Here is a 13,425-nt window from a genome sequence, read left to right as displayed (position 1 = left end):
AGTTTCAGATCCGGGGCGCACGGTTGAGTACGCGCCGCAGACTGAACCTTGAAGGATCCGTACCCGCTGGGGTATCACGAACGGTCTGCATTTCCTATAGGAAACGGCACTTCGTAGACCTTTGGTTACACGCGGATACAGCCATCACCCCGGCAACGGGATCACCCGCAACGGCCTGACCGACTTATAGGAAAAGCTCGAATAGATTTCCTTCACGCACGGCAATGTCTGCAACACCTCGCGGGCGAATTCGCCAAAGGACTCCAGGTCCTTGGCCACCACTTCCAGCAAAAAATCATAACGCCCGGACACGTTATGGCAGGCGACGATTTCCGGGATGTCCAGCAGCCGCTGTTCAAACGCCCGGGCGATTTCCTTGGAGTGGGTGTCCATCATGATGCTGACAAAGGCCGTGACCCCGTAGCCCAGGGCCTTGGGCGAGAGGATCGCCTGGTAGCCGCTGATCACGCCACTGTCTTCAAGGTTCTTGACCCGGCGCCAGCACGGCGAGGTGGTCAGGGACACCCGCTCGGCCAGTTCGGCGACGGTCAGGCGGGCGTTGCCTTGCAGGGCGTTGAGCAGGGCTTTGTCGGTACGGTCCAGATGGCTGGGCATGTCTTGCCTCAAATCATTATTTTTATGGGGTTTCATCCTTCGCCAGCGGTTTTTCTCGGCAAAGTAGGCAACGTTCGGCCTCGATTATGAGCATAGCATTGTAGGAAATAAGGAGTGTCCGACATGCACAATAAACACAACACATTCGGCTTTTCTACCCGTGCCATTCACCACGGCTACGATGCGCAAGACCATCACGGTGCCCTGGTGCCGCCGATCTATCTGTCGGCGACCTTCGCCTTCCCTACCGCCGAATACGGCGCGGGGTGTTTTGCCGGCGAAGAAAGCGGGCACTTTTATACACGCATTTCCAACCCGACCCTGGCGCTGCTGGAGTCACGCATGGCCACCCTGGAGGGCGGCGAGGCGGCGGTGGCGTTCAGTTCCGGCATGGGCGCGATTGCCGCGACCTTCTGGACCTTGTTGCGCCCCGGCGATGAGGTGATCGTCAGCCAGACCTTGTACGGCTGCACCTTCGCCCTGCTGCACCATGGCATTGGCGAGTTCGGCGTCAAGGTGCGCCATGTCGACCTGTCAGACCTCGACGCCCTGCGCGCCGCACTCTCCCCCGCGACCCGCATGATCTACTGCGAGACCCCGGCCAACCCCAACCTGCAATTGATCGACATTGGCGCCGTGGCCAGGATCGCCCACCAGCAACCGCACATCACCGTGGTGGTCGACAACACCTACTGCACCCCCTACCTGCAACGCCCGCTGGAACTGGGCGCGGATGTGGTGGTGCATTCGGCCACCAAGTACCTCAGCGGGCATGGCGATATCACCGCCGGCATCGCCGTCAGCCGCCACGACCTGGCGCAGCGCCTTCGCCTGCAAGGCTTGAAGGACCTGACGGGGGCCGTCCTGTCGCCCCAGGACGCCTTTCTCTTGATGCGCGGCCTCAAAACCCTGGCCCTGCGCATGGATCGCCATTGCAGCAATGCCCAGGCCGTGGCCGAGGCCCTGCAGGCCCACCCGGCGGTCGAGTCGGTGACCTACCCCGGCCTGCGCTCCTTCCCACAATACGAGTTGGCAGCACGTCAGATGAAACTGTCAGGCGGCATGATTGCCTTTGAACTCAAGGGCGGCATCGCCACGGGCAGGCGCTTTATGAACGCGCTCAAGCTGTTCAGCCGCGCAGTCAGCCTGGGCGATGCCGAATCCCTGGCCCAGCACCCGGCGAGCATGACCCACTCCACCTACACCCCGGAAGAACGTGCCCAGCATGGGATTGGCGAAGGGTTGGTACGGTTGTCGGTGGGGCTGGAGGATATCGCGGACCTGCTGGCCGATCTTGAGCAGGCACTGGCGCATTGCGTCAAGCGCACACCGGCGAGCAAACCGGCGACCCATTCCGTGTAGGCATGGCGGTTATTTCACCAGCCGGGTTTCCTTTGAAGGGCGGTAGCCGAAGTAGGCGCTGTAGCATTTACTGAAGTGGCTGGGCGACACAAACCCGCAGGCCACCAGCACATCGACCTGAGACAGTTCGGTGTGCTGCAACAGGCGCCGGGCCTCGGTGATGCGCAGCTCCAGGTAATAGCGCTGCGGTGTGGTGCCCAGTTGCTCGCGGAACAGGCGCTCCAATTGGCGTCGCGAGCGCCCGGCATACACCGCCAGTTGCTCCAGGGCCAGGGGCTCTTCGAGGTTGGCGTCCATCAGGCGCACCACTTCACGCAGCGGCGCGCTCACGCAGATATTTTCGGCGGGCTTGATCCGCCGGTACCGCGACTCCTCAAAGGCCAGGATATCTTCGATGCCCTCCACCAGCGCCTTGTCGTGCAGGCTCTTGATCCAGTCCAGGGCCATATGGAACGCACCGGATGGGCTGGATGCGCTGAGGCGGTCGCGATCGATCACATAGGGCTCGCTGCTGACCTGGGTGGCCTTGGCGATTTCCGTCAAGGCCGGGCGATGTTCCGGGTGAATGGCACAGCGATAGCCGTCCAGCACCCCGGCCTTGCCCAGAAACCACGCACCGTTCCATAGGCCGGCGAGGATCACGCCCTGTTGCGCGGCGGCCTTGAGCAGTTCGATAAAGCTTTCGCCGGCCTTGAGCTGGGTGCGATAACCGCCGCAAATCACCAGCAGGTCGAGGTCGGCCAGCGCGCTGTGTTCAAGGCGCGCGTCCGGGCGAATCACCAGGCCCAGGTCGCTGGTCACCTCCTGCCCGTCCAGGCCGAAGGTGCGCGAAGTGAACAGCCCCGGGCGCAGCAGGTTGGCGGTGATCAGGGTGTCCAATGCCTGGGTGAAGGCCGGCAGGGAAAAGTGCTCCAGCAACACAAACCCCGCACGCACCCGGCGCGGGGCCTGGCCCGGGGTTTCGTTCAGGTAGCGCAGGTTCTTGCCTTTCATCCCACCGCTAAATTGCCGTCTTTGCATGGGGGTTCGACCTGTCTGCGGCGCCATCGCCGGCCAGCGCTTAGGGCTTGATGTTTTTCAACTGGTTGAGCAATTCGAGCAGTTGCTGCAACTGCTCTTCGCCGAACTGTTCCTGGATCTTCTGGTAGTTGCTTTCCATCCCCGCGCTCATCTCGACGAAGCACTGCTGCCCCTGCTCGGTGAGGTTCACGAATACCCGGCGCTGGTCTTCGCTGGACTTGCGCCGGCGCACCAGGCCGTCGCGCTCCAGGCGGGCCAGCACGCCGGTCATGCTCGGTTTAAGGATGCAGGCCAGGTGCGCCAGTTGATGGCTCTCCAGTTCGCCTTGCTGGCGCAGGATACGAATCACCCGCCACTGCTGTTCAGTCAATTGATGTTCATTGAGCAACGGCCGGAAAAACGCCATGGCGGCTTCGCGGGCCTGCAACAGGGTCAGCGTCAGGGAAGGTCTGGGAGTGGACATGGCTCACGCACAAAAGAGATCGAAGCGTCGAAGCTTAGGGTCGGCTCCATGGGCATGCAAGCTGGCCGCCGCAAAAACTCGTTAACCTCGATATAAATTATTTTAAATCGGCGCAAATTGTCTACCCATAATAAATATAACATGTTAACAATATGCCACTCCCTTCAGCGATCCGAAGGGCGATACCTACAAAAACAACAAAAGGAATCTGTCATGCATTTGCGCCTCCTTCCCCTGGCGGCCAGCGCCGGCCTGTGCGCTACGTTCAGCCCCTTGAGCGCCTACGCCGAGTTTATCCAGGACAGCAAGGCCAGCCTCGACCTGCGCAACTTCTATATGAACCGCGACTTTCGCCAGACCAACGCGCCGCAGAACAAGGCCGATGAATGGGCCCAGGGCTTTGTGCTGCGCCTGGAGTCGGGCTACACCGAAGGCCTGGTAGGCTTTGGCGTGGATGCCCTGGGCGAACTGGGGGTCAAGCTCGACTCCAGTCGCGACCGCCGTGGCACCGGCCTGCTGGCGTATGGCGCCAGCCAGCAACCGGTCGACAATTACAGTGAACTGGGCCTGACGGCCAAGGTGCGGGTCTCGAAAACCGTGCTCAAGGCCGGCACCCTGCAGCCGCAATTGCCCGTGGCCGCCTACAACGACACCCGGCTCCTGCCCTCGACCTATACCGGCGAGCTGGTCACCTCCCAGGACATCGCCGGCCTGACCCTGAACCTGGGCCGCCTGGAAAAACAGAACCTGCGCGACTCTTCCAGCAACGACCCGATGAGCTACGCCGGCGTCGACAGCAGCCACCTGGACCTGGCCGGCGGCACCTATGCCATCACCCCACAGCTGGCGACGACTTACTACTACGCACAAATGCAGGACATCTATCGCCAGCACTTCATCGGCCTGGTACACGACCTGCCGCTGGGCAACGGCATGAGCCTGCGCAGCGACCTGCGCTACTTCGATACCCGCGAGCAAGGCAGCCATGAACTGCGCGGCGCCTCGCGGGTAGACGGCGGGCGCATCGACAACCGGTTCTTCAACGGCATGCTGAGCCTGTCGGCGGGGGGCCACAAGGTGGGCCTGGGCTATCAAAACCTTTCGGGCGACGGTGATTTTGCCTACCCCGGCATGGACCCCTATTCGGTCAACCTGGTGACCATCAACGTGTTCACCAAGGCCCAGACCGATGCCTGGCAGGCGCGCTATGACTACAACTTCGCTGCCCTCGGCCTGCCGGGGCTGACCTTTATGACGCGCTATGTGGATGGCAGCCATGTGCAAACCGCCAGCGTGCGCAATGGCCGCGAATGGGAGCGCGATACCGACCTGACCTACACCGTGCAGAATGGGCCGCTGAAAAACGTCAACGTCAGGCTGCGTAACGCGACCCTGCGCTCGAGCAACGGCCTGACCAGCGATATCGACGAAAGCCGCATCATCATCGGCTACAGCCTGGCGTTGTGGTGATCAGCGCAGGCCTGCTTGGCGCAGGCGGTACTCCCCCGGCGTCATCTGCGCATAGCGCTGGAAGAACCGGCTGAAATAGGCCGGGTCCTTGAAGCCCAACTGGTAGCAGATTTCATTGGCGGAACTGCCGGTAAACAGCAGCAGGCGCTTGGCTTCCTGCATCAGCCGTTCAAGCACCAGGCGCTTGGACGGCAGGTCGGCAATGCGCCGGCATACGTCGTTGAGCCGCGCTTGGGTGACGCCAATTTTTTCGGCGTACGCCGACAGCGGCCAATGCAGCAAATAGTGGTCTTCGATCAGCTCATTGAAGCGATGGAAGATACGCAAGTCTTCGTGGCGCGCCGGGCGTGCTTCCAGGGAGTTGGCGCACAGGCGCAGCAGGCTGATCATGATCAGACGGGTCAGGCTTGCCAGGGCCGCCGCCCGCCCCGCGCCGGTGCTGTTGATCTCGCCGCTCAACTCGTCGAACAGCCACTCCAGCCGCTTGATCTCGGGCTCGAACACAGGCGCCAGGCGGGCCAGCGCCACACAGGCGGGCGGGATCTGCGGCCCGGGCGCCAGGCTCGGGTCGGCATCGACCAGCGCCCGCACCCACTGCTGGCGCACGGTCAATACATGGCCATCGGCGTCGGCTTCGGTGACAAAGGCATGGGCCACGGTGGGCGGCGTAAGGAAAAACATCGGCCCGGATTCCAGGTACTGCTGGTCATCAAGATAGACCCGCACCGCGCCGCTCTTGACGTAATGCACCTGGAAAAACCGGTCATGCCGATGCACGGGCATGTTGCGCCCGAAAAAACCCGCCAGGTTGCCGAGCCGGTCGTAATGCACGTCGGCATCGCTGTAGCGCTGGTCGTAGACCTGGCCGATGTTGATGTTGGGGATCGGTTTCACAGGCGTCTCTTTATTGTTTTTTGCACCCGATGATTTTGCCACGCTTGACGGTAGTTAACATATTAATTATAACGTTAACACATTAACGAACTGCCTCCAGAGCAGTCGCCATCGCCAGGAGAAATGCATGAGCCGTACCCTGCATGATGTTGCCAGCGGCACCCTGTTCGGCGTCGCGCTGAACTACCAGGGCTTGCTGAACCAGCGTCTCGCCGAATTCGAGCAGCCGCCGTACCAGAAGCCCCCGGTCAAGCCGGTGCTGTTTATCAAGACCCCCAACACCCGCAACAGCCATGCCGGCATCGTGGTCCAGCCCCACGGCGAACGCCTGCAACCGGGCCCTGCCCTGGGCGTGGTGATCGGCAAAAGCGCCAGCCGCGTCAGCGTGGAAAATGCCCTGGAGCATGTGGCGGGCTATGTCATCGTCAATGAGTTCAGCCTGCCGGAAGACAGCTACTACCGCCCCGCCGTCAAAGCCAAGTGCCGCGACGGGTTCTGCGCCCTGGGCCCTGAACTGGTGGCCCGCGAGCAGATCGCCAACCCTCACCAGTTGAGCCTCAAGCTGTTCGTCAACGGCGAGTTGCGCCAGCAGAACACCACGGCCAACTTTGTGCGCGACATTCCCCGGCTGATCGCCGAGATCAGCGAATTCATGACCCTGCATGCGGGCGATGTGCTGATCACCGGTACGCCTGAAGGCCGGGTGGATGTACAGCCCGGCGACACCGTCGAAGTCGAGATCAGTGGCCTGGGCCGCCTGGTCAACCACATCCAGGCCGAGGAACAGCCATGAAACACGCGCGTATCCGTTTTGAAGGCCAGGTCCATCAGGTCCACGTCGAAGAGTTCAATGCTGTGCGCCTGGCTGACGGCCGGCTGCTGGCCGAAGACCAGGTGCAATGGCTGCCACCGGCCACCGGCAATATGTTCGCCCTGGGCCTGAACTACGCCGACCATGCCGCCGAACTGGCCTTCGCCCCGCCGACCGAGCCGCTGGCCTTTATCAAGTCGCCAGGCACCTACACCGGGCATAACCAGGTCACTTGGCGCCCGGACAACATCGCCTATATGCACTACGAGTGCGAGCTGGTGGCGGTGATCGGCAAACCGGCGCGCAACGTCAAGCGCGAGGACGCCCTGGCGTACCTGGCCGGCTACACCGTGTGCAACGACTACGCGATCCGCGACTACCTGGAAAACTACTACCGCCCCAACCTGCGGGTGAAAAACCGCGACGCTACCACCCCGGTCGGCCCGTGGATCGTCGATGTGGCCGATGTACCGGACCCGGGCAACCTGACCCTGCGCACCTGGATCAACGGCGAGTTGCGCCAGGAAGGCAGCACCCGCGACATGATTTTCGATATCCCCTACCTGATCGAATACCTGTCCAGCTTCATGACCCTGCAACCCGGCGACATGATCGCCACCGGCACCCCTGAAGGCCTGGCCGATGTAGTGCCCGGCGATGAAGTGGTGGTGGAAGTGCAAGGCGTCGGCCGCCTGGTCAACCGAATTGTCAGCGAGGCGGACTTTTTCGCCGCCCGCAAAGAGGCTTGAGCACCATGATCAAACACTGGATCAACGGCCGTGAGGTCGAAAGCAAAGACACCTTCATCAACTACAACCCCGCCACCGGCGAGGCGCTTGGCGAGGTGGCCAGCGGTGGCGCCGAAGAAGTCGCCCAGGCCGTAGCTGCGGCCAAGGAAGCCTTCCCGAAGTGGGCCAACACCCCGGCCAAGGAGCGCGCGCGCCTGATGCGCAAGCTCGGCGAACTGATCGAGCAGAACGTGCCGCACCTGGCCGAACTGGAAACCCTGGACACCGGCCTGCCGATCCACCAGACCAAGAACGTGCTGATTCCACGGGCTTCGCACAACTTTGATTTCTTCGCCGAAGTCTGCACGCGCATGGATGGCCACAGCTACCCGGTGGACGACCAGATGCTCAACTACACCCTGTACCAACCGGTGGGTGTGTGCGCGCTGGTGTCGCCGTGGAACGTGCCATTTATGACCGCCACCTGGAAGACCGCCCCGTGCCTGGCCCTGGGCAACACGGCGGTGCTGAAGATGTCCGAGCTGTCGCCTTTGACTGCCAACGAACTGGGGCGCCTGGCCCTGGAAGCGGGGATCCCCAAGGGCGTGCTCAACGTGATCCAGGGCTATGGCGCCACCGCCGGCGATGCCCTGGTGCGTCACCCGGATGTGCGGGCGATCTCCTTTACCGGCGGCACCGCCACCGGCAAGAAGATCATGCAGAGCGCCGGCCTGAAGAAGTACTCCATGGAGCTGGGCGGCAAGTCGCCGGTGCTGATTTTTGAAGACGCCGACCTCGAACGGGCCCTGGATGCCGCGCTGTTCACCATCTTCTCGCTCAACGGCGAGCGCTGCACCGCCGGCAGCCGGGTGTTTATCCAGGAGAGTGTGTACCCGCAGTTCGTCGCCGAGTTCGCCGCCCGCGCCAAACGCCTGATTGTCGGTGACCCGCAAGACCCGAACACCCAGGTGGGTTCGATGATCACGCAAGCCCACTATGACAAAGTCACCGGTTACATCAAGATTGGCCTCGAAGAAGGCGCCAACCTGGTGGCAGGCGGCCTGGAGCGGCCGGCCAACCTGCCGGCGCACCTGGCACGCGGGCAGTTTATCCAGCCGACCGTGTTCGCCGACGTCAACAACAACATGCGCATCGCCCAGGAAGAGATCTTCGGCCCGGTGGTGTGCCTGATTCCCTTCAAGGACGAAGCCCAGGCCCTGCAACTGGCCAACGAGACCGAGTACGGCCTGGCGTCCTATATCTGGACCCAGGACATCGGCAAGGCCCATCGCCTGGCCCGTGGCATCGAGGCCGGCATGGTGTTTATCAACAGCCAGAACGTGCGCGACCTGCGTCAGCCGTTCGGCGGGGTCAAGGGCTCGGGGACCGGTCGTGAAGGCGGCCAGTACAGCTTCGAAGTGTTCGCCGAGATCAAGAACGTATGCATCTCCATGGGCAGCCATCACATCCCGCGCTGGGGCGTGTAACTGTGGAAGCGGGCTTGCCCGCGATGCTCGTCAACGATAACGCTGACGTTCAGGGTTAACGCGCTGACCTTGGGTTTTTCGCGAGCAAGCTCGCTCCTACACGGTCCGTAGCGCACCAACAAGAATAATGAAATCAGGAGAATGATCATGGGTGAAATAGTCCTGGCGGCGAAAATCTGCCACGTCCCTTCCATGTACCTGTCGGAACTGCCGGGCAAGCACCACGGTTGCCGCGCCGCGGCGATTGCCGGCCATAAGGAAATCGGGCGCCGCGCCCGTGAACTGGGGGCCGACACCGCCGTGGTGTTCGATGTGCACTGGCTGGTCAACAGCGGCTATCACGTCAACGGCGGCGAGCGGTTCCAGGGCACCTACACCAGCAACGAGCTGCCGCACTTCATCAAGAACATGGAGTACGCCTACCCCGGCTGCCCGGAGCTGGGCGAGCTGATTGCCGCCGAAGCCAACCTGGCCGGGGTGCGCACCATGAACCACAACATCCCGAGCCTGGAGCTGGAATACGGCACCCTGGTGCCCATGCGCTACATGCACATGGATGTGCCCGATGAGCAGAAATTCAAGGTGATCTCCATCGCCGCCTGGTGTGCCTGGCATCGCCTGCAAGACAGCTTCGCCTTCGGGGCCGCCGTGCGCCGGGCCATCGAGAAGAGTGATCGCAAGGTGCTGGTGCTGGCCTCCGGCTCCTTGTCGCACCGCTTCTCCGACGACCGCGAAGCCGAAGCCAATATCCACAACTGGACCCGCGAGTTCGACAAGCAAGTGGATATGCACGTGGTGCAGATGTGGCGCGAAGGCCGCTTCAAGGAGTTCTGCGCGATGCTCCCGGACTACGCCGAACACTGCTTTGGCGAGGGCAAGATGCACGACACCGCGATGCTCCTGGGCTTGCTCGGCGGGCCTGAGTACAACCGCCCGGCCGAGATCATCACCGAGCCGTTCGGCAGCTCCGGCACTGGCCAGATCAACGCCATTTTCCCGCTCTGAGTACAACACCCGTAGATGTGGGAGCTGTCTCGCCGGGCGAGACAGCTCCCACATTAAATCGCGTACAGAAGGAGGCTTTGCATGCCGCATTTCATCGCCGAATACACCGACAACCTCGACTCCCAGGCCGACCTGCCAGGGCTGTTTGCAAAGGTCCACCAGATGCTGGGAGACAGTGGCGTGTTCCCCCTCGCCGGCATCCGCAGCCGCGCGGTGCGCCTGGACACCTGGCGCATGGCCGATGGCAAGCACGACTACGCCTTCGTCCACATGACCCTCAAGGTCGGCCACGGTCGCGACCTGCCGACCCGCCAGGCGGTGGCTGAAACCCTGTTCAGGGTGATCACCGAGCACTTCGCCGCCCTGCAGGCACAACGGCTGCTGGCCCTGTCCTTCGAGATGATCGAGCTGCACCCGCAGTTGAATTTCAAACAGAACAACGTCCATGCGTTTTTAAGCAACCAGGCGGGTTGACCCCGCCTCCCCCAACGGCCTCTCAGACAAAAAGTACAACATCATGAGCACAGCCAATACCGCACACAGCGTCACCCTTGCCGAGCATGATCGCACCCACAGCACCGTCACCTGGCGCCTGATGCCGTTGTTGCTGATCTGTTACCTGTTTGCCCACCTGGACCGGATCAACATCGGGTTCGCCAAGATGCAGATGAGCAGCGACCTGCACTTCAGCGACACGGTGTATGGCTTCGGCGCCGGCCTGTTCTTTATCGCCTACGCCCTGTTCGGCGTGCCCAGCAATATCGCCCTGGACCGGGTCGGGCCACGGCGCTGGATCGCCTGCCTGATGGTAGTGTGGGGCATCCTGTCGACCAGCATGTTGTGGATCGAAAGTTCCACCGGCTTCTACGTCCTGCGTTTTTTGCTGGGGGTGGCCGAGGCGGGGTTCTTCCCGGGGATCCTGGTGTTTCTCAACCGCTGGTACCCGGCGCGCCGCCGGGCGCAGATCACGGCCCTGTTCGCCATCGCCGTGCCCATGGCCGGGGTGATTGGCGGGCCGCTCTCGGGGGCGATCCTGGAGCACTTCCACGACTTTGGCGGCATGCGCGGCTGGCAGTGGATGTTCCTGATCGAAGGCGCCCCCGTGGTGCTGCTGGGCCTGGTGGTACTCAAGTACCTGCCGGACAGTTTTGAAACGGTGAAATGGCTGCAACCGGCGCAAAAACAACAATTGCGCGAGCAACTGAACACCGAGGAAAAGCGCAAATCCATCACCTCCTTTGGCGGCATCCTGCGCGACCCGCAAGTGTGGCTACTGGTGGCGATTTACTTTGCGGTGATGCTGGCGGTCAACACCCTGGCGTTCTGGATGCCCACCCTGATCCACGGCGCCGGCATCGGCCGCGACAGCCAGGTCGGCCTGCTGAGCGCCGTGCCGTATCTGGCCGGCTGCTTCTTCATGATCGGCTGCGGGCGCTCCTCGGACCGCCACCGCGAACGCCGCTGGCACCTGTGCGTGCCATTGCTGATGGCGGCGGCCGGGATCGCGGTAGCGGGCCTGGCACCGGGCAATTCGCTGGTGGTGATGGGCGGCCTGATCGTCGCCGGCATGGGCGCCAGCGCCGCGCTGCCGATGTTCTGGCAACTGCCGCCGGCCTTCCTGTCCAACTGCACCCAGGCGGCCGGGATCGCCATGATCAGTTCGTTTGGCAGCATCGCCTCGTTCCTCGCGCCCTACCTGATCGGCTGGATGCGCGACACCACCCAAAGCGCCAGCCTCGCCCTGTACGTACTGGCGCTGTTTATCGCCCTTGGCGGCCTGCTGGTGTTGCGTACCCACGCCGCCATCGTCAACCCTCAGTAAGAGACCCTTGTCATGCTCGATCCACAGCTCATCCTGCAAGCCGCCGCCCAGCTGGACCATGCCGAACGCAGCCGCGAACAGGTACGCCAGTTTTCCCTCGATCATCCGGCGATCACGATCGAGGACGCCTACGCCATCCAGCGCGCCTGGGTCGCCCAGAAGATCAAGGGCGGGCGCAAGCTGGTCGGGCACAAGATCGGCCTGACCTCACGGGCGATGCAGGTGTCGTCGAACATCAGCGAACCGGACTACGGTGCGCTGCTCGACAACATGCTGTTTGAGGAAGGCACCGACATCCCGTTCGAGCGCTTTATCGTGCCGCGGGTCGAGGTCGAACTGGCCTTTATTCTCGGCAAACCGCTCAAGGGCCCCAACTGCACGATTTTCGATGTGCTCGACGCCACCGAGTGGGTGATTCCGGCCCTGGAGATCATCGACGCGCGCATCCAGCAGGTCGACCCGCACACCAAGGCCACGCGCAAGGTGTTCGACACCATCTCCGACAACGCCGCCAATGCCGGCGTGGTCATGGGCGGCCGCGCGGTGCGGCCAACCGAAATCGACCTGCGCAAAGTGCCGGCGGTGCTGTACCGCAACGGCGTGATCGAAGAGTCCGGGGTTTCGGCCGCTGTGCTCAACCACCCGGCCAAAGGCGTGGCCTGGCTGGCCAACAAGCTGGCGCCCTACGACGTCACCTTGCTGCCAGGGCAGATCATCCTCGGCGGCTCGTTTACCCGGCCAGTGGCGGCCAGCCCGGGCGATACCTTCCATGTCGACTACGACATGCTCGGCTCGATTTCCTGCCGCTTCGTCTGACATCTGGAGGATTGATTCATGGACATGCCTGTCAACCGCTTCAAACAGCGGCTCACCCGCGGTGAAACGCAAATCGGCCTGTGGCTGGGCCTGGCGGATGCGTACAGCGCGGAGTTGGCGGCCAATGCCGGTTTCGATTGGCTGCTGATCGACGGCGAACACGCGCCCAACGACTTGCGCGGCATGCTCGGCCAATTGCAGGCCGTGGCGCCCTACGCCAGCGAGGCGGTGATCCGTCCGGTGATCGGCGATACCGCATTGATCAAGCAGGTGCTGGATATCGGCGCACAGACCCTGCTGGTGCCGATGGTCGAAAGCGCCGCCCAGGCCCGGGAGCTGGTGCGCGCCATGCGCTATCCGCCCCAGGGCATCCGTGGTGTGGGCAGCGCCCTGGCACGGGCTTCGCGCTGGAACAGCATCGACGGCTACCTGGACCAGGCCGATGCACAGATGTGCCTGCTGGTGCAGATCGAAAGCCTCGAAGGCCTGGCCAACCTTGACGCAATTGCCGCCGTCGAGGGGGTGGACGGGGTGTTTATCGGCCCGGCGGACTTGAGTGCCTCCATGGGCCACCGGGGCAATCCGGGGCACCCAGATGTGCAAGTGGCAATCGAAGATGCCATTGCGCGGATTCGCCAGGCGGGCAAGGCGGCGGGGATTCTCAGTGCCGATGAGAAACTGGCCCGGCGCTACATCGAGCTGGGCGCGGGGTTTGTCGCGGTGGGGGTGGATACCACGGTGCTGATGCGTGGGTTGCAGGGGTTGGTGGGCAAGTTCAAAGGTACAGCGGCACCGAGCGGTACCGCTGGCGTGTACTGATCCCCTCCAAACACCGCAGGACCCAATGTGGGAGCGGGCTTGCTCGCGATGGCGGTGTATCAGTACCAAATTTATTGGCTGACCCACCGCCATCGTGTATCAGTACCAAATTT

The 13,425-nt window shown here is 62.8% G+C and carries 14 protein-coding genes; 10 read left to right on the top strand and 4 right to left on the bottom strand.

Annotation, left to right across the window (positions count from 1 at the left end):
* Positions 1 to 144 precede the first annotated feature (144 nt).
* Positions 145 to 615, bottom strand: coding sequence for an Lrp/AsnC family transcriptional regulator (locus tag AC07W7_RS24400; protein ID WP_076961411.1), 471 nt, complete (start codon positions 613 to 615; stop codon positions 145 to 147).
* Between the two features lie 123 nt (positions 616 to 738).
* Between AC07W7_RS24400 and AC07W7_RS24395 the strand changes: the two genes are divergently transcribed.
* The gene (locus AC07W7_RS24395) at positions 739 to 1,977 is read left to right on the top strand and encodes a methionine gamma-lyase (RefSeq protein WP_169900391.1); all 1,239 of its coding nucleotides are present in this window, start codon (positions 739 to 741) and stop codon (positions 1,975 to 1,977) included.
* A gap of 9 nt (positions 1,978 to 1,986) precedes the next feature.
* Here the strand turns inward: AC07W7_RS24395 and AC07W7_RS24390 are convergent, their stop codons facing one another.
* Positions 1,987 to 2,997, bottom strand: coding sequence for a GlxA family transcriptional regulator (locus tag AC07W7_RS24390; RefSeq protein WP_090413001.1), 1,011 nt, complete (start codon positions 2,995 to 2,997; stop codon positions 1,987 to 1,989).
* 40 nt (positions 2,998 to 3,037) lie between these two features.
* Complete coding sequence (gene hpaR, locus AC07W7_RS24385; protein ID WP_032863720.1) at positions 3,038 to 3,460, bottom strand: homoprotocatechuate degradation operon regulator HpaR; 423 nt, start codon at positions 3,458 to 3,460, stop codon at positions 3,038 to 3,040.
* A 213-nt stretch (positions 3,461 to 3,673) separates the two neighbouring features.
* Here hpaR and AC07W7_RS24380 point away from each other — a divergent pair, with 213 nt between their 5' ends.
* Positions 3,674 to 4,930: an OprD family porin gene (locus AC07W7_RS24380; protein WP_099168511.1), complete on the top strand. Its 1,257-nt coding sequence runs from the start codon at positions 3,674 to 3,676 to the stop codon at positions 4,928 to 4,930.
* On the opposite strand, the gene hpaA is transcribed toward AC07W7_RS24380, so the two are convergent.
* Positions 4,931 to 5,824 (bottom strand): 4-hydroxyphenylacetate catabolism regulatory protein HpaA, encoded by an 894-nt coding sequence (hpaA, locus tag AC07W7_RS24375; protein ID WP_099168512.1) that lies wholly within the window; start codon positions 5,822 to 5,824, stop codon positions 4,931 to 4,933.
* A gap of 127 nt (positions 5,825 to 5,951) precedes the next feature.
* Here hpaA and AC07W7_RS24370 point away from each other — a divergent pair, with 127 nt between their 5' ends.
* From AC07W7_RS24370 to hpaI, 8 genes are all read left to right on the top strand, one after another.
* Complete coding sequence (locus AC07W7_RS24370; RefSeq protein ID WP_076961405.1) at positions 5,952 to 6,617, top strand: fumarylacetoacetate hydrolase family protein; 666 nt, start codon at positions 5,952 to 5,954, stop codon at positions 6,615 to 6,617.
* Positions 6,614 to 7,384 carry a fumarylacetoacetate hydrolase family protein gene (locus tag AC07W7_RS24365; RefSeq protein WP_076961404.1) on the top strand — a complete coding sequence of 257 codons (771 nt, stop codon included), beginning with the start codon at positions 6,614 to 6,616 and terminating at the stop codon, positions 7,382 to 7,384. Before AC07W7_RS24370 ends, AC07W7_RS24365 begins: the two co-directional genes overlap by 4 nt.
* 5 nt (positions 7,385 to 7,389) lie before the next feature.
* On the top strand, positions 7,390 to 8,850 hold the full coding sequence (hpaE, locus tag AC07W7_RS24360; protein WP_076961403.1) for a 5-carboxymethyl-2-hydroxymuconate semialdehyde dehydrogenase: 1,461 nt from the start codon (positions 7,390 to 7,392) through the stop codon (positions 8,848 to 8,850).
* A 147-nt stretch (positions 8,851 to 8,997) separates the two neighbouring features.
* Entirely contained in the window at positions 8,998 to 9,855 is an 858-nt protein-coding gene (hpaD, locus tag AC07W7_RS24355) for a 3,4-dihydroxyphenylacetate 2,3-dioxygenase (protein ID WP_076961402.1), read from the top strand.
* Positions 9,856 to 9,936: 81 nt separating this feature from the next.
* Positions 9,937 to 10,329, top strand: coding sequence for a tautomerase family protein (locus tag AC07W7_RS24350; RefSeq protein ID WP_495040270.1), 393 nt, complete (start codon positions 9,937 to 9,939; stop codon positions 10,327 to 10,329).
* 43 nt (positions 10,330 to 10,372) lie between these two features.
* The gene (locus AC07W7_RS24345; RefSeq protein ID WP_495040269.1) at positions 10,373 to 11,677 is read left to right on the top strand and encodes an MFS transporter; all 1,305 of its coding nucleotides are present in this window, start codon (positions 10,373 to 10,375) and stop codon (positions 11,675 to 11,677) included.
* A 12-nt stretch (positions 11,678 to 11,689) separates the two neighbouring features.
* A complete protein-coding gene (hpaH, locus tag AC07W7_RS24340; protein ID WP_495040268.1) occupies positions 11,690 to 12,493 on the top strand; it encodes a 2-oxo-hept-4-ene-1,7-dioate hydratase in 804 nt (267 codons plus the stop codon).
* An 18-nt stretch (positions 12,494 to 12,511) separates the two neighbouring features.
* Positions 12,512 to 13,312, top strand: coding sequence for a 4-hydroxy-2-oxoheptanedioate aldolase (gene hpaI, locus AC07W7_RS24335; protein WP_495040267.1), 801 nt, complete (start codon positions 12,512 to 12,514; stop codon positions 13,310 to 13,312).
* Positions 13,313 to 13,425 lie beyond the last annotated feature (113 nt).

The sequence above is a fragment of the Pseudomonas sp. GW821-FHT01D09 genome (assembly GCF_059422465.1).
The sequence above is the reverse complement of the archived record's forward strand: the minus strand, read 5'-3'. Positions and strand labels throughout refer to the sequence as shown.

Excerpts from the sequence above, each read along its gene's own strand:
- AC07W7_RS24400 (WP_076961411.1), bottom strand. The coding sequence starts at position 615 with ATGCCCAGCCATCTGGACCGTACCGACAAAGCCCTGCTCAACGCCCTG.
- AC07W7_RS24395 (WP_169900391.1), top strand. The coding sequence starts at position 739 with ATGCACAATAAACACAACACATTCGGCTTTTCTACCCGTGCCATTCAC.
- AC07W7_RS24390 (WP_090413001.1), bottom strand. The coding sequence starts at position 2,997 with ATGCAAAGACGGCAATTTAGCGGTGGGATGAAAGGCAAGAACCTGCGC.
- hpaR (WP_032863720.1), bottom strand. The coding sequence starts at position 3,460 with ATGTCCACTCCCAGACCTTCCCTGACGCTGACCCTGTTGCAGGCCCGC.
- AC07W7_RS24380 (WP_099168511.1), top strand. The coding sequence starts at position 3,674 with ATGCATTTGCGCCTCCTTCCCCTGGCGGCCAGCGCCGGCCTGTGCGCT.
- AC07W7_RS24370 (WP_076961405.1), top strand. The coding sequence starts at position 5,952 with ATGAGCCGTACCCTGCATGATGTTGCCAGCGGCACCCTGTTCGGCGTC.
- AC07W7_RS24365 (WP_076961404.1), top strand. The coding sequence starts at position 6,614 with ATGAAACACGCGCGTATCCGTTTTGAAGGCCAGGTCCATCAGGTCCAC.
- hpaE (WP_076961403.1), top strand. The coding sequence starts at position 7,390 with ATGATCAAACACTGGATCAACGGCCGTGAGGTCGAAAGCAAAGACACC.
- hpaD (WP_076961402.1), top strand. The coding sequence starts at position 8,998 with ATGGGTGAAATAGTCCTGGCGGCGAAAATCTGCCACGTCCCTTCCATG.
- AC07W7_RS24350 (WP_495040270.1), top strand. The coding sequence starts at position 9,937 with ATGCCGCATTTCATCGCCGAATACACCGACAACCTCGACTCCCAGGCC.
- AC07W7_RS24345 (WP_495040269.1), top strand. The coding sequence starts at position 10,373 with ATGAGCACAGCCAATACCGCACACAGCGTCACCCTTGCCGAGCATGAT.
- hpaH (WP_495040268.1), top strand. The coding sequence starts at position 11,690 with ATGCTCGATCCACAGCTCATCCTGCAAGCCGCCGCCCAGCTGGACCAT.
- hpaI (WP_495040267.1), top strand. The coding sequence starts at position 12,512 with ATGGACATGCCTGTCAACCGCTTCAAACAGCGGCTCACCCGCGGTGAA.